The organism is Bradyrhizobium sp. WSM4872, assembly GCF_055811715.1.
On record NZ_JBVVPT010000007.1, the window covers coordinates 89,703 to 108,511 of the forward strand.

At 64.8% G+C, this 18,809-nt stretch carries 16 protein-coding genes; 1 reads left to right on the forward strand and 15 read right to left on the reverse strand.

What is annotated here, in order from left to right:
* Positions 1-41: 41 nt before the first annotated feature.
* From pnp to rimP, 8 genes are all read right to left on the reverse strand, one after another.
* Positions 42-2,195, reverse strand: coding sequence for a polyribonucleotide nucleotidyltransferase (gene pnp / locus AC0L3C_RS12350; RefSeq protein WP_007598347.1), 2,154 nt, complete (start codon positions 2,193-2,195; stop codon positions 42-44).
* Positions 2,196-2,571: 376 nt separating this feature from the next.
* Entirely contained in the window at positions 2,572-2,841 is a 270-nt protein-coding gene (gene rpsO / locus AC0L3C_RS12355; protein WP_007598346.1) for a 30S ribosomal protein S15, read from the reverse strand.
* A 3-nt stretch (positions 2,842-2,844) separates the two neighbouring features.
* A complete protein-coding gene (truB, locus tag AC0L3C_RS12360) occupies positions 2,845-3,963 on the reverse strand; it encodes a tRNA pseudouridine(55) synthase TruB (RefSeq protein ID WP_473262469.1) in 1,119 nt (372 codons plus the stop codon).
* Entirely contained in the window at positions 3,960-4,403 is a 444-nt protein-coding gene (rbfA, locus tag AC0L3C_RS12365) for a 30S ribosome-binding factor RbfA (RefSeq protein WP_473345850.1), read from the reverse strand. The genes truB and rbfA overlap by 4 nt, the downstream gene beginning before the upstream one ends.
* A 156-nt stretch (positions 4,404-4,559) precedes the next feature.
* The gene (gene infB / locus AC0L3C_RS12370; protein ID WP_247285121.1) at positions 4,560-7,262 is read right to left on the reverse strand and encodes a translation initiation factor IF-2; all 2,703 of its coding nucleotides are present in this window, start codon (positions 7,260-7,262) and stop codon (positions 4,560-4,562) included.
* A gap of 70 nt (positions 7,263-7,332) precedes the next feature.
* Positions 7,333-8,016: an RNA-binding protein gene (locus AC0L3C_RS12375; protein WP_473408111.1), complete on the reverse strand. Its 684-nt coding sequence runs from the start codon at positions 8,014-8,016 to the stop codon at positions 7,333-7,335.
* A 22-nt stretch (positions 8,017-8,038) separates the two neighbouring features.
* On the reverse strand, positions 8,039-9,649 hold the full coding sequence (gene nusA, locus AC0L3C_RS12380; protein ID WP_473262461.1) for a transcription termination factor NusA: 1,611 nt from the start codon (positions 9,647-9,649) through the stop codon (positions 8,039-8,041).
* 2 nt (positions 9,650-9,651) lie between these two features.
* The gene (gene rimP / locus AC0L3C_RS12385; RefSeq protein ID WP_473262535.1) at positions 9,652-10,431 is read right to left on the reverse strand and encodes a ribosome maturation factor RimP; all 780 of its coding nucleotides are present in this window, start codon (positions 10,429-10,431) and stop codon (positions 9,652-9,654) included.
* 363 nt (positions 10,432-10,794) lie between these two features.
* Here rimP and AC0L3C_RS12390 point away from each other — a divergent pair, with 363 nt between their 5' ends.
* A complete protein-coding gene (locus AC0L3C_RS12390) occupies positions 10,795-11,877 on the forward strand; it encodes a DUF2336 domain-containing protein (protein ID WP_473408112.1) in 1,083 nt (360 codons plus the stop codon).
* On the opposite strand, the gene AC0L3C_RS12395 is transcribed toward AC0L3C_RS12390, so the two are convergent.
* The 7 genes from AC0L3C_RS12395 to AC0L3C_RS12425 all read right to left on the reverse strand — a co-directional run bounded on the left by AC0L3C_RS12395 (position 11,874) and on the right by AC0L3C_RS12425 (position 18,807).
* Entirely contained in the window at positions 11,874-12,584 is a 711-nt protein-coding gene (locus AC0L3C_RS12395; RefSeq protein WP_473408113.1) for a tRNA (guanine(46)-N(7))-methyltransferase TrmB, read from the reverse strand. The two genes, AC0L3C_RS12390 and AC0L3C_RS12395, sit on opposite strands and share 4 nt — an antisense overlap.
* Positions 12,581-13,738, reverse strand: coding sequence for a M20 family metallopeptidase (locus AC0L3C_RS12400; protein WP_473408114.1), 1,158 nt, complete (start codon positions 13,736-13,738; stop codon positions 12,581-12,583). Before AC0L3C_RS12400 ends, AC0L3C_RS12395 begins: the two co-directional genes overlap by 4 nt.
* Positions 13,739-13,823: 85 nt before the next feature.
* Positions 13,824-14,237 (reverse strand): helix-turn-helix domain-containing protein, encoded by a 414-nt coding sequence (locus tag AC0L3C_RS12405; RefSeq protein ID WP_473262450.1) that lies wholly within the window; start codon positions 14,235-14,237, stop codon positions 13,824-13,826.
* A gap of 210 nt (positions 14,238-14,447) precedes the next feature.
* Entirely contained in the window at positions 14,448-16,061 is a 1,614-nt protein-coding gene (lnt, locus tag AC0L3C_RS12410; RefSeq protein WP_473408115.1) for an apolipoprotein N-acyltransferase, read from the reverse strand.
* A complete protein-coding gene (locus AC0L3C_RS12415; protein WP_473262446.1) occupies positions 16,058-17,176 on the reverse strand; it encodes a hemolysin family protein in 1,119 nt (372 codons plus the stop codon). The genes lnt and AC0L3C_RS12415 overlap by 4 nt, the downstream gene beginning before the upstream one ends.
* 1 nt (position 17,177) lies before the next feature.
* The gene (gene ybeY / locus AC0L3C_RS12420; protein ID WP_473278481.1) at positions 17,178-17,687 is read right to left on the reverse strand and encodes an rRNA maturation RNase YbeY; all 510 of its coding nucleotides are present in this window, start codon (positions 17,685-17,687) and stop codon (positions 17,178-17,180) included.
* Positions 17,688-17,748: 61 nt separating this feature from the next.
* Positions 17,749-18,807: a PhoH family protein gene (locus tag AC0L3C_RS12425; RefSeq protein WP_219678884.1), complete on the reverse strand. Its 1,059-nt coding sequence runs from the start codon at positions 18,805-18,807 to the stop codon at positions 17,749-17,751.
* Positions 18,808-18,809 lie beyond the last annotated feature (2 nt).

Here is an 18,809-nt window from a genome sequence, read left to right on the forward strand (position 1 = left end):
GCCGCGAGGCCGCCCTTCGTGTTTCTGGAAGGTCGCGAGATTTACTCGCCGGCCGCTTCGCGTGCGGGCTGCTGGCTCTCGCCCTTGCCCTCGAGGTCTTCGCCGGTCTCTTGGTCGACCACCTTCATCGACAGGCGGGTCTTGCCGCGGTCGTCGAAGCCGAGCAGCTTGACCTTGACCTTGTCGCCTTCCTTGACGACGTCGGAGGTCTTCTGCACGCGCGCCGAGGCGAGCTGGCTGATGTGGACGAGACCGTCCTTGGAGCCGAAGAAGTTCACGAAAGCGCCGAACTCCATCACCTTGACGACGGTGCCGTCATAGATCTGCCCGACTTCCGGATCGGAGGCGATCGACTTGATCCACTTGATCGCGGCCTTCATGGCCTCGCCGTCGTTGGAGGCGACCTTCACGGTGCCGTCGTCCTCGATGTTGACCTTGGCGCCGGTCTTCTCGACGATCTCACGGATCACCTTGCCGCCGGTGCCGATCACTTCGCGGATCTTGTCGGTGGCGATCTTGAAGGTCTCGATTCGCGGTGCGTATTCGCCGAGCTCGGCACGGGCGTTGGTGAGCGCCTTCGACATCTCGCCGAGGATGTAGATACGCCCATCCTTGGCTTGGCCGAGCGCGACCTTCATGATCTCCTCGGTGATGCCCTCGATCTTGATATCCATCTGGAGCGAGGTGATGCCCTGCTCGGTGCCGGCGACCTTGAAATCCATGTCACCGAGATGGTCCTCGTCACCGAGGATGTCCGAGAGAACCGCAAAGCGCTTGTCTTCGAGGATCAGGCCCATCGCGATGCCCGCGGTCGGCCGCTTCAACGGCACGCCGGCGTCCATCAGCGCGAGCGAGGCGCCGCAGACCGAAGCCATCGACGAGGAGCCGTTGGATTCGGTGATCTCCGACACCACGCGCGTGGTGTAGGGGAATTCGTGGTGCGGCGGCAGCACCGGGTGGATCGCGCGCCAGGCGAGCTTGCCGTGGCCGATCTCGCGGCGCTTGGTGCCGCCGAGGCGACCGGTCTCACCGACCGAGTAGGGAGGGAAATTGTAGTGCAGCAGGAACGTCTCTTTGTACGTTCCCGACAGCGCGTCGATGTACTGCTCGTCCTCGCCGGTGCCGAGCGTGGTCACGACCAACGCCTGGGTCTCGCCGCGGGTGAACAGCGCCGAGCCGTGGGCGCGGGGCAGCACGCCGACTTCGGCGACGATGTTGCGCACGGTCTTGGAATCGCGGCCGTCGATGCGCTTGCCGGTGTCGAGAATGTTCCAGCGAACGATCTTGGCTTCGAGCTCCTTGAACACGCCGCCGATGCGCAGCTTGTCGTATTTCGGCTCCTGGCCTTCCGGGAAGTAGTGAGCGATCACCTTTTCCTTGACCTTGCCGACCGCAGCGTAGCGATCCTGCTTGACCGGAATGGCGTAGGCGGCGCGCAGTTCCTGCTCGACCATGCCGAGCATTTCCTTTTCGAGCGCCGAATTGTCGATCGTGGTAACCTCGCGCGGCTCCTTCGCGGCCTTTTCGGCGAGCTCGATGATCGCATTGATCACCGGCTGGAAGTGGCGGTGACCGAACATCACGGCGCCGAGCATGATCTCTTCGTTCAGCTCCTTGGCTTCCGATTCCACCATCAGCACGGCGTCCGCGGTGCCGGCGACGACGAGGTCGAGCTGGGTGTCGACCATCTCGTCGAGCGTCGGGTTGAGGATGAACTCGTCATTGGCGAAGCCGACGCGCGCGGCGCCGATCGGGCCCTTGAAGGGGGCGCCCGACAGGGTCAGCGCAGCCGACGAGGCCACCAGCGCGACGATATCCGGATCGTTTTCCATGTCGTGCGAGAGCACGGTGACGATCACCTGGGTCTCGTTGCGCCAGCCGTCGACGAACAACGGACGGATCGGACGGTCGATCAGGCGGGAGACCAGCGTTTCCTTCTCGGTCGGACGACCCTCGCGCTTGAAATAGCCACCGGGAATGCGGCCGGCTGCGTAGGTCTTCTCCTGGTAGTCGACGGTCAGCGGCAGGAAGTCGACGCCTTCGCGGGGCGACTTCGCGGCAACGACGGTGGCGAGCACCACGGTCTCGCCGTAGGTCGCGACGACGGCGCCGTCGGCCTGGCGGGCGATCTTGCCGGTTTCGAGCTTGAGAGGGCGTCCACCCCAGTCGATCTCGACTGAATGCTTATTGAACATAGTGGTCTTCTTTCATGGGTTCTCGAAAGAAGGACGGGTCGAAAAACAAAAACCATGCGCAAGATTGCGGGACGTTGATCGAAGCGGGCGATCAGCGTCCTGCGATCCTGCCATGGTTTTTGGATTTCGGATGGCGTCCATCCCTTCGGGTCATACGGGCGCCTTGCCCGTTGTGCCCAGCCGCCGGATTGCTGCTGGACTGTCAGTCGGCACGAACGCGAACACCGAAGCGCGGTGTTCGCCCATCATGCCCGGATGCTCGCCGTCAACGGCTCGCATCCGACGCGCACGCAGCCTCGACGAAAAACCTTTAAACAAACGCTTTCGTTCGAAATCACGCGCGAAAACGCGCGCCGGTTGGCGCGCGCAAGAACTCTTAACGACGAATGTTGTGCTTCTCGAGCAGCGCCTTGTAACGCGCCTCGTCCTTCTTCTTCACATAGTCGAGGAGCGAGCGGCGGGTCGAGACCAGCTTCAAGAGACCGCGACGCGAATGGTTGTCCTTCACGTGGGTCTTGAAATGGTTGGTGAGGTTGGCGATGCGTTCCGACAGGATCGCGACCTGAACCTCTGGCGAGCCGGTATCGCCGGCCTTGTTGGCATTCGTCTTGATGACTTCCGCTTTGCGTTCTGCGGCAATCGACATCGGTCAATTTCTCTCGTTGCGATCGGCGCTGGCAGTCAGGCCGGTCAGGTTGAACACACGCTTGGGGATGATTTCGCCATTGCCGACTTCGGCAAGCGCGAGAAGCCGGCCTGCCACCGTGACATAGACTGTGCCGCTACAAGTGGGCGCATCCCGTCCGCGCAACAAAACGGCCTGGCCCCGATGGAGCCTTGCCGCATCAGCCCGAGTGACGGCCAGTGCCGGGATGTCGTCCAGCGCGGTCTCAACGGGCATAAGCGCGTCGGCGAGGCTACCCTCGCCGGACGCGGCTCTATCGCACAAAGCCTCCAACTGATCCAGCGGAATCATGTCGTTCTCGCCAAATGGGCCGACCAGGGTCCGCCGCAGCGCGCAGATATGGCCGTAAGTGCCGAGAATCCGGCCCATATCGCGGGCCAGCGCGCGGACATAGGTGCCCTTGCCGCACTCGGCCTCGAACACGGCCCGGTCGTTATCTGGTTGATCTACAAGGCTTAAACGGTGAATCTCGACGGGACGGGGGGGCAATTCCACGATCTCGCCGTCGCGGGCGAGGTCGTAGGCGCGCTCGCCCTGGACCTTGATTGCGGAGTAGCGCGGCGGGATCTGCTGGATCACGCCGGTGAAACGGGGCAGCAGCGCCTCGATGGCCTCCCGGGTCGGGCGCTGGTCCGAGGTTGCGGTCGCCCGGCCCTCGATGTCGTCGGTGTCGCGTTCCTCGCCCCAGCATACCGTGAACCGGTAGCGCTTGCGGCCGTCCATGACGAAGGGGACGGTCTTGGTGGCCTCGCCGAGCGCGATCGGCAGGCCGCCGGAGGCCAGCGGATCGAGCGTGCCGGCATGGCCGGCGCGCTTGGCATTGAACAGGCGCTTGAGCACGGCAACCGCCTGCGTCGAGGTCATGCCGATCGGCTTGTCGAGCACGACCCAGCCGTGGACGTCGCGGCGGTCGCGGCGCGGCTGGTTGCCCTTCTGCTTGTTGGCGCGCGGATCGTTGTTGACGCGGCGCGGCTCCTGATGCGGCTGAGAATTGCCGCTCATGTCCGCAAAATTATTTTTCTGCACGTCGAGCTGATCGGCCTCTTCGCCGCCGATCGTGCCGTGAGCCGGGTCCATCGTCATCGTTCTTCTTCCCGATCCGAATCCGGATCCTGTTCCAAGTCCTGTTCGAGGTCCTTCTGCACCGCGGGTGTTCGCAAAAGCTTCTCGATCCGTTCCGCTTCGTCGAATCGTTCGTCGACGCGGAAGCGAAGGTCAGGTGCAAATTTCAGGTTAACGCGCCGCGCGACCTCGCCGCGCAGGAATTTCTTGTTGCGCTCGAGCGCAGCGAGGACGATCTCGGTGTCGCGGCCACCGAGCGGCATCACATAGACTGTCGCGAGCTTCAGGTCGGGCGACATCCGCACCTCCGGCACGGTGATGATGTGACCTTCGAGGTCTGCATCATGCACGCTGCCTTGCGCCAGAATCTCGGCTATCGCATGGCGAACCTGCTCGCCGACCCGCAACTGACGTTGCGAGCCGCCGGACGCGGAACTCTTTTTCTGATGATGGCGGGGCATGGTCTGAAAATCACCTCGTCATGCCCGCGTTTGGGGCACTGGCACTGTCATTTGTCTTGTTGAAACGAAGAGGGGTGGATGGCCGGAAAAAATCCGGCCATCGCACTCCCGCAATTCAGTTCAAAAAAGATCCAGGCGCTTCGGTAAGATTTGGACTTACAGGGAGCGCTGGATCGTCTCCACGCGGTAACACTCGATGACGTCACCGGCGCGCATGTCGTGATAGTTCTCGAAGGCCATGCCGCATTCCTGACCGGACTGGACTTCCTTCACTTCGTCCTTGAAGCGCTTCAGCGTCGACAGCTTGCCTTCGTGCACGACGACGTTGTCGCGGATCAGACGCACGTTGGCGCCACGCTCCACGGTGCCGTCGGTGACGCGGCAGCCGGCGACCTTGCCGACCTTGGAGATGTTGAAGATCTCCAGGATCGCGGCATTGCCGAGCATGGTTTCGCGCAGGGTCGGCGCGAGCAGGCCGCTCATGGCCTTCTTCACGTCGTCCACGAGGTCGTAGATGATGTTGTAGTAACGGATCTCGATGCCGTTGCGCTTGGCGGCCGCAGCGGCCTCCTTGTTCGCACGAACCGAGAAGCCGATGATCGCGGCGTTGAAGCCTTCCGCGAGCGTCACGTCCGATTCCGAGATGCCGCCGACACCGGCATGCAGGATGCGCGCGGCGACTTCGTCGGTGCCGAGCTTCTCCAGCGAGCCGAGGATCGCTTCCAGCGAGCCTTGCACGTCGGCCTTGATGATCAACGGGAATTCCTTGCGGCCCGCCGTCTTCAACTGCGACATCATCTGCTCGAGCGAGCCGCGCATGCCGGAGATCGAGGCAGCCGCGTTCTCGCGCTTCTGGTGCGCGCGGTAGCTGGTGACCTGGCGGGCGCGGGCTTCGTTCTCGACCACGGCGAGACGATCGCCGGCTTCCGGCGGACCGTTGAAGCCGAGCACCTCGACCGGCACCGAGGGACCTGCCTCCTGCACCGTCTCGCCCTGATCCGAGATCAGCGCGCGGACGCGGCCCATTTCGGCGCCGGCGACGATGATGTCACCGACACGGAGCGTGCCGCGCTGGACCAGAACGGTCGCGACCGGACCACGGCCACGATCGAGCTTGGCTTCGATCACGGTGCCTTCGGCCGGACGATCCGAATTGGTCTTGAGGTCGAGGATGTCGGCCTGAAGCGCGATCATCTCGAGCAGCTTGTCGAGATTGGTCTTGTTCTTCGCCGACACTTCGACGTCGACGACTTCGCCGCCGAAGGATTCCACCTGCACCTCGTGCTGGAGCAGCTCGGTGCGCACGCGCTCGGGCTTGGCGTCGGGTTTGTCGATCTTGTTGATGGCAACAATGATCGGCACCCGCGCCGCCTTGGCGTGGTTGATGGCTTCGATCGTCTGCGGCATCACGCCGTCGTCGGCCGCAACCACCAGCACAACGATGTCGGTCACCTTGGCGCCGCGGGCGCGCATCGCGGTGAACGCGGCGTGGCCGGGCGTGTCGATGAAGGTGATCTTCTTGCCGCTTTCGGGCGACAGCACCTGATAGGCGCCGATATGCTGGGTGATGCCGCCGGCTTCGCCGGAGACCACGTTGGCATGGCGGAGCGCGTCGAGCAGCGAGGTCTTGCCGTGGTCGACGTGACCCATCACGGTCACCACCGGCGAGCGCGGCTCGGTGTCGGTGGAATCATCGATGGCGTCGAACAGGCCTTCTTCAACGTCGGACGCGGCAACGCGCTTGACGGTGTGACCAAGCTCCTCTGCGATCAGCTGCGCGGTGTCGGCATCGATCACGTCGGTGATCTTGTGGATCGCGCCCTGCTTCATCAGCATGCGGATGATCTCCACCGCGCGCTCCGACATGCGGTTGGCGAGCTCCTGGATGGTGATCGCTTCCGGGATGACCACCTCGCGGATGAGCTTTTCTTTCGGCTCGTTCGCGGCATGGCCCTTCAGGCGCTGGGTGCGGCGGCGGAACGAGGCGATCGAGCGCTCGCGGACGTCGTCGGCATTGAAGGCGGTGACGACCGTCAGGCGGCCGCGCTCCTTCTGCGGGCCGGGCTTGTGGGTGGGCTTGGGAGCGACCACAGGCCGCGCAGCGCCGCCGGGGCCGCGACGGATCTGGCGCGGACCCTCGTCCTCGTCCGGTCCGGCTGCGACCGCGGGGGCGCGGCCCACCGGGCCTCCCGGCCGCTGCGTGGTCGTTCCGGGCCGCGCGGTTGTTGTTCCCGGGCGTGCCGTGGTGGTTGTGCCGGGTCGCGCCATCGGCGCTCCGGGCCGCGCTGCAGGAGCGGCCGAGGTTGCCGTTGCGGGGCGCGCCGCGGATTGCGGTTGCTCGCCTTCGCCAAAACGCTTCTTGGCCTCGGTTTCGGCCTTCCGCTTGGCTTCCTCTTCGTGACGGTGACGCTCCTCCTCGGCCTTGCGGCGGGCTTCGGCGGCCTCGCGATCGGCACGCTCGGCGCTTTCGCGGACCGCGCGGCGCTGGGCCTCTTCCTCGGCATGGCGGCGCTCTTCGACTTCGCGCACCTTGGCGTCGGCCAGCGCGCTGGCGCGGGCGGAACGTTCGTCCTCGGTCAGCGTGCGCAGCACCACGCCGGAGCCGGCGTTGCGCGGCGGCGCGGGGCGGGCCGGAGCAGGCTTGGGTGCTGCGGCCGGCGCGGGTTTCGCCACCTCGGCCACCTGCGGCTCGGGGCTGCCGTCGACACGGCGCTTGCCACGCTTCTCGACCACGACCTGTTTGCTACGGCCATGACTGAAGCTCTGGCGCACGGTGCCCGTTTCGACGCGCGGCTTGAGCGATAGCGTCTTGCTCGGAACGCTCAGCTTCTTGTCGCCAGGGGTCTTGGTATCAACCATTAAGCAGTCCTAATCCTGATCTTGTTGTCTTGTGCGTTGCCGCACCGTGCTATCGGGTGGTCGTTGTCTCTCAGAAATCCTGGCCGGGCTTTTCGGCAGTCCTGTCAGCGTCCGCCATCCGGTATCGGACCAGCATCTGGCTACGTGACAGGAATGACTTGCTCGCCGGGCCCGCGAGCAGGGCAGCATGTATCACATTTGACCGGGTAAGTGCCAAATCCAATTCTGTCGATTTTAGTGCGGTGACGACGGGAATCGACGGCTTGGCGCCGCGATTTCCCTCATTTTGACGCGCCAGCATGTCCAATTTGCGGATTCCGTCCGCGGCCCCGTCGCTGGCATGGATCAGGACCTCGACCGTACCTTCCCGAAGCGCGCTTTCGACCTTGCCGAAACCGGCCACGATCTGGCGCGCTTTGGCGGCAATCCCAAGGGCTTCGACCACGCTCCGGACCAGGAGCGCCTCGAGGTCGGCGGGAAGCGTCTGAGGGATGCGCAGCTCGCGCTTGAAGGCTTTGGTAAAATGGTGACGCCGAACGGCTTCCGCAACCACCTCGCGCGAGGCGGTGACCCACATACCGCGTCCGGGCAGCTTGCGCTTGAGATCGGGAACTACGTGCCCTTGGGGCGAGACGACGAAGCGGATCAGCTCGTCGATCGGCCGGACCTCGCGGCTGACCGCACACATCCGCACGGTCGCGGACCTTTCGGTCCGCGGTCCATGGTCGAGTTCGGGGTCAGTATCGGCGAGCATCCGGGTGACATCCTCCTTCGCCCTAAGCCGGCTGATCTTCGGTCGCCTCGGCCTCTTCGGCGGGCTTGGCGAGATCGGCCTCGGTGATCCAACCGGCCTTGACGCGGGCCTGCATGATCATCGCTTCAGCATCGTCACGGGAAATTTCGAGGCCGTCGAGCGCGCCCGGATATTTGGTCTGCTCGCCGCCTTCCTTGCGCTCGGTCCAGCCGACCAGATCGTCCGTGGCGCAGCCGGCGAGGTCGTCGACCGTCTTGATGTCGTTCTCGCCGAACTTCACCAGCATCTTCGAGGTGACGCCGGGCACGTCCTTCACGGCGTCCTCGACGCCGAGTTCCTTGCGCCTGGCCTCGAGCTCGGCTTCCAGTTGTTCGAGATATTCACGGGCGCGGTTCTGGAGTTCCTGTGCGGTCTCCTCGTCGAAACCTTCGATCCCGGCGAGTTCCTTGACGTCCACCATCGCGAGTTCCTCGACGGAGGTGAAGCCTTCGGACGCCAGCAATTGGCCGACCACTTCGTCGACATTGAGCGATTCCATGAAGACGCGGGTGGAGTTCTCGAAATCGGCCTGGCGGCGCTCCGATTCCTCCTGCTCGGTCAGGATGTCGATGTCCCAGCCGGTGAGCTGCGAGGCCAGTCGCACGTTCTGGCCGCGGCGGCCGATCGCCAGCGAGAGCTGGTTGTTGGTGTCGGGCACGACGACCTCGATGCGCTCGCGGTCTTCGTCGATGACGACCTTGGAGACTTCGGCCGGCGCCAGCGCGTTGACCACGAAGGTCGCGATGTCGGGCGACCAGGGGATGATGTCGATCTTCTCGCCCTGCAATTCGTTCACCACCGCCTGCACGCGCGAACCGCGCATACCGACGCAGGCGCCGACCGGATCGACCGAGGAATCACGGGAAATCACGCCGATTTTTGCGCGCGAGCCGGGATCGCGGGCGACCGCCTTGATCTCGACGATGCCGTCATAGATCTCGGGCACTTCCTGCGCAAACAGCTTTGCCATGAACTGCGGATGGGTGCGGGAGAGGAAGATCTGCGGCCCGCGGGTCTCGCGGCGGACATCGAAAATGTAGGCGCGGACGCGGTCGCCGTTGCGGAACACTTCGCGCGGCAGCATCTCGTCGCGGCGGATGATGGCCTCGCCGCGCCCGAGATCGACGATCACGCTGCCATATTCGACGCGCTTGACGACGCCGTTGACGATGTCGCCGATGCGGTCCTTGAATTCCATATATTGCCGGTCGCGCTCGGCTTCGCGCACCTTCTGCACGATCACCTGCTTGGCGGATTGCGCGGCGATGCGGCCATATTCAAGCGGCGGCAGGGTGTCGGCGATGGTGTCGCCGACCTGGGCACCGGGATTGGCGCGCTGCGCATCCACCAGCGAGATTTGGTTGGAATGGTTTTCGACCGTATCGACCACCAGCATGTGGCGCGACAGCCGCAGCTCGCCCTTCTTCGGGTCGATCTCGGCGTGAACGTCGGTCTCACTGCCGTAACGGGCCCGCGCCGCCTTGGCGATGGCATCCTCCATCGCCGCGATGACGATGCCGCGGTCGATCGATTTCTCGCGCGCAACGGCGTCGGCGATCTGAAGCAATTCAAGTCGATTGGCGCTGACTGCCATGGCTAGTCTCCTTCGTCAGGATCGATCTCACCCCGACGCGCGCGTTCGGCGGCCAGGCGATGTTTCTTGGTATTGGTCGGAGCCGGCTTCTTCGTAGTGGCCGGCGCTGGCTTCTTAGCCGGCTTGGTGTTCTTGGTCGTTTTTTCGCTGATGCTGGCGTGCGGCGCCGCCGGCGGCTCAAGGCCGAGATTGCGGCGCATTTCGCGTGCCTGGGCCTTGCCGCGGCGCATGGATTCCGCGATCAGCTCGTCGGTCAGCACCAGCCGCGCCTCGGCGATGTCTTCCATCGTCAGGAGAACGTCGGCAGCCTCGCCCGCCTTGACGTCGTCGCGATGCAGATGCACGCGGTCGCCTTCGACGGGGCCGATCGTGCCGCGGAACCGCTTCCGGCCCTCATGGGCGACCGCCATCTCGACCTTCACCAGATGGCCGGCATAACGTTCGAAATCGGAGCGGCGCACTAGCGGGCGGTCGATCCCCGGTGAGGAGATTTCCAGCCGGTAGGCGCGATCGACGGGATCGGCGACGTCGAGCACGGGCGACAGCGCCCGCGAGATCGCCTCGCAATCCTCGATCTGCATCGAGCCGTCCGGCCGCTCGGCCATAACCTGCACGGTGCAGCCGGATTCCCCGGAAATGCGGATCCGCACCAGGCGGTAGCCCATGCCTTCGAGCACCGGCCCGGCGACCGCGGACACCCGTGCCGCGACGCCCGGCTCGACTACGAGTCTCGGCTCGGCCAGCAATTCGGCATCCGTGGAACCAGGGTTCGGTTCGGTCATGTCAGAGGTCAAGGCGCTCGATATGGTTAAGGCTTGGTTTAAGATCTCAAAGCTCGCTTCGGAAATCTCCCGACAGATCGCCGGGCCGCATATCTTCCACCAAGCCGCGTTCAGGTAATAAAAAAGAGCGGGTCCTTTCGGGCCCACTCTCACTACGCGGATCGTATGAGAAGATGAATTGGCGCTGATATAGCCCTTTCCGCCTTCCCGGACAAGGCCCATGCAGGGCAGGCCGGGCTTTTTGCGCCGGGCCTGCGGCCCCGCGCAACGCTTCCTTCACCTCCGAGGCCTAAATTCCCTGATTGTGGGGCGGCTTGGACCAAGGGCGCACCCGCGGCGTGCCCCGTACGAGTTTGCGTTTTCATGACCGTTGCCACGTCGCTCATTCCCGGACTGGACGATATCGTCAAACGCGGCGACCCGCGGCGTCGCGGCGAGATCGCGCACGCTATCTCCCAATTGTTCTTTCAGGACGCCGAGAAGCTTCGTCCCGATGTCATCGATCTCTTCGACAATTTGCTGATCGATCTTGTCCCGCATGCCGAGCTCGCCTCGCGCGTCGATCTCGCCGAACGCTTCTCGCGCCTGAACAACGCGCCGCGGCACCTGGTGAGCCAGCTCGCGCGCGAAAACGAAATCGCGGTGGCGGGCCCCGTGCTGCGCCATTCGCCCGTGCTCGACGACGCCGCTCTCGTCGAGATCGCGCGACAGAAGGGCCAGGGCCATCTGCTGGCGATGAGCGAGCGCCCCACGCTGTCGGCTGTCATCACCGACGTGCTGGTCGAGCGCGGCGATCGCGACGTGGTACGCCGCGCCGCGGGCAATTCCGGCGCGGTGTTCTCGCCGGGCAGCTATTCCGAGCTGATCAAGCGTGCCGCGCAGGATGGCGTGCTGACGCTCAGGATCGGCCAGCGTAGCGATCTTTCGGGTGAGAACCTGAAACAGCTTCTCGACGGCACGCTCGACGTCATCCGCCGCCGTCTCTCGAGCGTGGTCAATCCCGCGCGCCAGGTCGAGATCAAGCGGGCCATGACGGCCATCGAGGAAGCCACGCTGCCGCCGGGTCCGCGCCGCGATTTCTCGGGGGCGCAGCGCACCGTCCTGGCCTTGCATCGCGAGGGTCATCTTGGCGAGAGCGCACTGCTTGGCTTCGCGAAGGCCCACAAATACGAGGAGGCGATCGCCTCGCTTTCGGCGATGTCCGGCGTCCGCCTCTCGGTCCTCGACCGCCTGATCACGGGTGACCGCTACGATCCAATTCTGGTTCTGGGGCGTGTGCTGAATCTCGGCTGGCCGACAGTGCGGGCGCTGATCCTGATGTGGTACGGCCCGAATCGCACGCCAGCCGACGCGGATCTTGAGCAGGCGCGCGCGAACTTCACGCGGCTGATGCCGACGACCGCCGAGCGCGTCGTGAATTTCTGGCGCAACCGGCAGACGATCTAGACCCGCCTGAATCGCAGATACGCGGCCTTGCGGCCTTCGCGCGTTGCCTTTCGGCCGTAGCGCGTCATCGTGTATCCGTCCCACGGCAGGCGAAAATCATCGGCTCGCTCCGCGAGCCAGACAAAGTCCTGCGAGCGCGCCAGATGCGACAGCGTCCAGGCGCAGTAATCGTCGATGTCGCAGACGAAGCGAAATTCGCCGCCGGCTTTCAACACGCGCGCCATCGCTGCGATGGTCCGGTCCTGGACGAAGCGCCGCTTCCAGTGCCGCCGTTTCGGCCAGGGATCGGGGTGGATCAGGTCGATCCGCGAGAGCGAAGCCTTCGGCAGCCAGGCCAGGAGCTCGGCGGCATCGCCCGCGAATAGGCGGATGTTGCCGATCTCGGCAGCCTCGATCTGCGCGAGGATCTTCGCCATGCCGTTGACGTAAGGCTCGCAGCCGATGAAGCCGATCGTGGCGAAGTGCTGTGCTTCCGCCGCGAGATGCTCGCCGCCGCCGAAGCCGATCTCGAGCCGCAAATCGTCGACTGCGGGGCCGAAGATCTCGCGGGCATCCGCCGGTGCTTCGCGGTCGATGGCGAGCGCAAGACGCGGCAGCAAATGATCGATCAGCTCGGCCTGGTGCTGCCTGAGCTTGTGGCCCTTGCGGCGTCCGAAGAAAGCGCGCTCGCTGTCCTCGCGATCGGGATCTGATTTGCGCTCACTCATCGTAGCGTCTGGTACAGGCGATGGAGCAGCCGCGCGCGCGGTTCGAGCGACGAGACATAGAGCTGCTCATAATGGGTGTGCGCGCCCTTGCCGTCGACGCCGAGCCCGTCGAGCGTCGCGGTGTGGGCGGCGGTGAAATTGCCGTCCGAGCCACCGCCGGTGTGAACGTCGACCAGCTCGAAGCCGATCTCCGTGGCCACGGTCTTTGCATGTTCGTACAACGAGGCGCCTGCATTGCTCTTCTCGTAGGGCGGACGATTGAGCCCGCCGGTGACCTTGACGGTGACGCCATCCGTCTTCGATGTCAGGGCGAGGATCTTGCCGACGAATTCATCCGCGTCCTTGAGGCTCAGCACGCGCAGATCGATTTCGGCATGGGCTTCTTCCGGTGTCACGTTGGGCCGCGTGCCGCCGCGCACCACGCCGACATTGACGGTGACGCCGCGCGCCAGATCGTTCATCGCTTCCAGCGCCAGGATGACGTTGGCGAGCTCGCGGATCGCGCTGCGGCCATCCTGGGGCCGCGTGCCGGCATGCGCGGGCACCCCCTTGATGAACACTTCGAATCGCCCGACGCCCTTGCGGCCGGTGACGATCTTGCCGCCATCGCGGGCCGGCTCCGTCACCAGCACGTACTTCGCCTTGCGCCCTTCGGTCTCGATGAGTGCGCGAGAGGTGGGGCTGCCGATCTCCTCGTCGGAGGTGAACAGATGGGTGATGCCGAGCGGCGGGCGATCGGCCGTGGCACAAAGCGCGCGAAAGGCGTGATGGGCGATGTAGGCGCCGCCCTTCATGTCGTAGATGCCGGGACCGAACGCGCTGTCGCCTTCGACCTTGAACGGCAGGCGCTCGATGAATCCCATGGGATGAACGGTATCGAGGTGGCTCAGCACCAGGATGCCGGGCCGGTCCTGGCCCCAGGTCGAGCGCGCTACGAGATGATCGCCGCAGCCGTCGACGCCGGCGATGCGCTCGAGCGCAACAGGGAGATCGCGGTATTGCTCCGCGACCATTGAGACCAGCTTGTTGACCTGTTCAGGTGCGTCCGTTGGCGTCTCGACCTCCACCCAGCGGCGGATGCCATCGAGAATAGTTTGAGAATCGAACCAATTGGAGTCCGTCATGAGCGCATCTGTGCCTTTGAATCGCATCATCGAGGAAGACGCGCATCAAAGCGCGGCCACAAATGACGACATAGGCCAGATTTGACGCAGTCTCAAATCGGATTGAGACGGCGCCTCAGCGCTTGTCGGGGCCTTCGCGGGCCGCGATCTGCTCGACGAGATCGACGATCGAGCGGCGCATCTTGGAATCGCTGATTCGGGTGAACGCCTTGGTCAGGGCGAGTCCTTCGGAAGTCGCGAGAAAGTCCGAAACATAGGAGGGCGATGCGCCTTCTGCGAAGCCGTCCGGCCCCGCCACGCCGCTCGGACCGCCCTCGAACAGGAACGACACCGGCACCTGCAGAATTTCGGCAATTTGCTGGATGCGGCTCGCGCCGACCCGGTTTGTGCCCTTCTCGTATTTCTGAACTTGTTGGAAAGTCAGGCCCAAAGCTTCACCGAGCTTTTCCTGGCTCATGCCCAACATGATGCGGCGCATCCGCACGCGACTGCCGACATATTTGTCAACAGGGTTGGGCGCTTTCGACATTTCCTCAGCCCTCCAAACATCACCTTCGGCGCAATCAGGAATGCCTCAGGTGTAAGCAACGTCAAAATCAGACCCTGTTATTGGAAAACATTGCGGAGAAATTTAGCAATGCCCACTGTCTTTTGCAGCCGGTGCAGAATGAGGAGGCCGCGTGCAGTCTGTCAACCGTGGGACTACGGTTGTCAAAAGTTATCGGCCGCGGCTGCGTGATCAGGGGTGCCGTTTGGCAACACGTCGGCGGACCGCCAGAAACACGGCGAGCGCGACAAGCATGGCCGCGGGTACATCGCCCACGCGCGCATAGATGGTCGGCGGGATCGCGGCGGGCAGATTTGCGTCCAAAACGCCTTCGATCCCGAGACCGAGACTGGCGACGATGCGCCCCACCGGATCGATCACTGCGGAAACGCCGGTATTGGCGGAGCGAACCAGCGGCAATCCGAGCTCGATCGCGCGCATCCGCGCCTGTTCGAGGTGTTGGTAGGGGCCGGTCGAGATTCCGAACCAGCCGTCATTGGTGAGATTCACGATCCAGCCCGGACGTTCGTTGCGTCCAGCCACCTCGCCCGGAAAGATTGCTTCGTAGCAGATCAGCGGCAGCGCGGACGGCGCGCCGGGGACCGGCAGCGCATGCCGCACGGTGCCGGGAATGAAGCCGCCGCGCACACGCGTGAGTTGCTCGAACCCGAGCTTTTCCATCAGGCCCTGGTAGGGAAGAAATTCGCCGAACGGCACCAAATGCAGCTTGTCGTACACAGAGAGCACGCTGCCGTCGTGGTCGATCACGTAGATCGAGTTATAGGCGCGGGTGATCGGCGTGCCTCGCGGCAGGTCGGGCGCGCGGACCGAGCCCGTGATCAGCACCGTGCCCTTGGGCAGAAGCTCCGCGATTTGCGCCATCGCATCGGCTTCGCGCGTCAGGAAGAACGGAAAGGCGGATTCCGGCCAGATCAGGATGGTGGCATCGCGCACGCCGGTCGATTGCGGTCCGGAGGCGCGGTCCGACAAGGCCAGATATTTCTTCATCACCTCCGCCTTGGCGGCGTAGTTGAATTTCGCGTCCTGCTGGAGATCCGGCTGCATCAGGCGCAATTTGGTGCCGGCGACCATCGTGGTCGGATGCAGCGACAGGCGGATCGCGCCGAAGATACCCATGACAAGCAGGAGCGCCAGGGCCGCGGCCGGTGCGCGCCACGCCAGGCGGCGATCGGGCGTGCGGTCGATCAGCGCCGCGGGGCTCGCGAAGATCGCAACCGTCAGGAACGTCATGCCCCACAGGCCGATCAGCGACGCCGTTTGTGCCAGCGGCAGCGGCTCGGACAGCGCATAACCGAACGCGTTCCAGGGAAAGCCGGTCAGCGCATGACCGCGCAGCCATTCCGTGATGGTGAGGCTTGCCGCGAGCGCAAGCACGCGTGTCGCGCTCTTGGTCCAGAGCAGGCGGGCGAGCGCAAAGCCCATTGCCGTGAAGATGGACAGATAGGCCGGCAGGCCCAGCACGGCGAACGGCGTCAGCCAGGCGAATACATCGGCGTCGACGAAGAAGGCGTAGCCGATCCAGTAGAGGCCGGGCACGAAATAGCCGAGGCCGAACCAGTAGCCGGTCAGCGCCGCGGCGGGGACGCCGCCATATCGTCCGGCGCCGGCGCCGTCGATCAGCCAGACCAGCACCGGGAAGGTGATGAACAGCACCGGGAAGGCGTTGAAGGGCGCCAGCGCCAGCACCGAGAGCGCGCCGGCAGCCATCGCGACGAGCGCGCGCTTCCATCCCCAGGTCAGGATGATGGCAAGCGCGATCTGGCGAAATCGCTGGAAAGGGCTCACTGCGGACCGGTCCCGTCGCTTGGCGGCGGGGTGGGCGTGTCGCTGGCTGTCTGCTGGCTGCCGTCCGGCGCAGCCTCGCGGCGCCGGCTCTCGCGCTGGGTGCGCGGTGCAGGACGCTCCTTTCGCGTCGAGATCCGCAGTCGCTTGACCCGGCGCGGATCGGCATCGAGCACCTCGATCTCGTAATGGCCCGGGCCCGAGATCACCTCGCCGCGCACCGGCAGGCGCCCGACGAAGCTGACGAGATAGCCGCCCAGCGTCTCCACTTCCTCGCCGGCCTCGCCGGTGACGAAGTCCTCGCCGATCACGGTGCGGACGTCGTCGAGGCTGGCGCGGGCGTCGGCGATGAAGGCGTTGTCGGGCAGCCGCACGATCGAGGGCGGCTCGTCGCTGTCATGCTCGTCGTCGATCTCGCCAACGATCTGCTCGACGATGTCCTCGAGCGAGACCAGCCCGTCGCTGCCGCCATATTCGTCGACCACCAGCGCCAGATGGATGCGGGTGGCCTGCATCTGCGCGAGCAGGTCGATCGCCCGCATCGAGGGCGGCACGTAGAGCAGCTTGCGGATGATGCGAGCTTCTTCGAGCGGCAGCGCGAGATCGACCGTGCGCAGATCGAGCCCGGCCGGCAGCGGCTTCTTGCGCTTGGTTTTCGTGACCCCCGACACGCGCGCACGCGCGGTCATGAAGGCGAGCAGATCGCGGATATGGACGATGCCGACGGGATCGTCGAGCGTCTCGTTGTAGACCACAAGGCGCGAATGGCCGGCGCTCTCGAAGCGGTCCATCAACTCGCCGAGCGGGATGTCGCGCTTCACCGCGATGATGTCGGCGCGATGCACCATGACGTCGGCGATGCGGCGCTCGTGCAGGCCGAGGATGTTGCGTAGCATGGTGCGCTCGACCGTCGAGAAGCCGGTGTCGTCCGGCGTCGTGGCGTCGAGCACGACCTGGAGGTCGTCGCGTACCGAACCCGCCTTCCAGCCGAACAGGCTGCGAATGGCACGCAGCAGCCAGCCTTCCGCGGTCGGGCGCATCACCTCGCCGGGCGTTACCACGACGGGCAAATTGGCCGTGGTGCGCGGATTGTCTTGAATCGGGTCGGAATCCGGCATCTCAATGCGTCCCTGGGCGGTCGGCATAGGGGTCGGGAATGCCGAGATGAGCCAGGATCTCTCGTTCGAGCGCTTCCATTTCCTCGGCGTCGTCTTCGTTTTCGTGGTCGTAGCCGACCAGATGCAGGAAACCGTGCACGGCGAGATGGCTCAAATGATGATCGAAAGGCTTTTGTTCCTCGTCCGCCTCACGTCGCATGGTCTCGTAGGCGATCGCGATGTCGCCGAGCATGCGCGGGGCATCGCCCTGTTTCCATTCGCCTTCCGGCTGTAGCGCGGGAAACGACAGCACGTTGGTCGGCTTGTCGATGCCGCGCCAGTTGCTGTTCAGCGTACGGATGCCGGCATCATCGGTCAGCATTACCGCCACTTCCGCCTCCGCAACGTCTTCGTCGACATTCTCGGCGGCGGCCGCCACGGCGCGCTGGATCACGGCTTCGGATTCGGGCTCCCGCTGCCAGCAATCGGCGACGACGAGGACCTCGGTGATGGGAAGGTTGGGGTGTGACATTGTCCTTGTTCCGAACGAAGGGGCGTCGTGTCCGCGCCCATATGGTCCGGTTGCTGCCTCGTCAGGATTTACCGGCGGCCGGCCGCTGCGGCGCCCCTTCGTAGGCGGAGACGATCCGCGCCACGAGTTCGTGGCGGATTACGTCTTCGGCCTTGAAATGAACTTGCGCAATACCTTCGACGCCGCTCAGCAGGCGCGTCGCCTCGGCGAGGCCCGAGGTCTGGCCGTTCGGCAAGTCGATCTGCGAGGGATCGCCCGTGACGATCATGCGGCTGTTCTCGCCAAGGCGGGTCAAAAACATCTTCATCTGCATCGACGTGGTGTTCTGCGCCTCGTCCAGGATGATGGCCGCGTTGGTCAGCGTGCGGCCGCGCATGAAGGCGAGCGGCGCGATCTCGATCTCGCCGGTCTGCAGCGCGCGCTCGACGATGCGCGCGTCCATCAGGTCATAGAGCGCGTCGTAGATCGGGCGAAGATAAGGATCGACCTTCTCGCGGAGATCGCCGGGCAAAAAGCCGAGCCGCTCGCCGGCTTCTACCGCCGGTCGGGACAGGATGATCTTGTCGACCTCCTTGCGCTCGAACAGTTGCGCGGCATGCGCGACCGCGAGCCAGGTCTTGCCGGTGCCGGCGGGGCCAATGCCGAACACCAGCTCGTGGCGCTTCAGCGCGCGGATGTAGGAATCCTGCGCCGCCGTGCGCGCACGCACCGGGCGCTTGCGCAGATTGATGCTGTCGAAGGTGGATTTGGCCGACTTGGCGTCGAACTCGAACAGCGAGCCCTGCGCGATCACGGCACGGATCGCGCCCTCGACCTCGCCTTGGTCGAGATCCTGCCCTTTCACGGCCTGGGCGTAGAGCGTCTCCAGCACGCGGCGCGCGGCATCGCAGCCGTCGCGCGAGCCGCCAATCGTGATGTGGTTGCCCTTGGAATCGACGACGACGCCGAGCCGCCGTTCGATCTGTGCCAGATGCTGGCCGTAAGGGCCGACCAGCGCCGACGCGGCACGGTTGTCGTCGAAGTCGATGACGACCTGGGTCTCGGGCGGAACCTGCATGTCGCGGTCAAATTTGCGGCTGGGAGCGATGGAAGAAGACGAATCCGATGCGCTTTTGGGCAAGG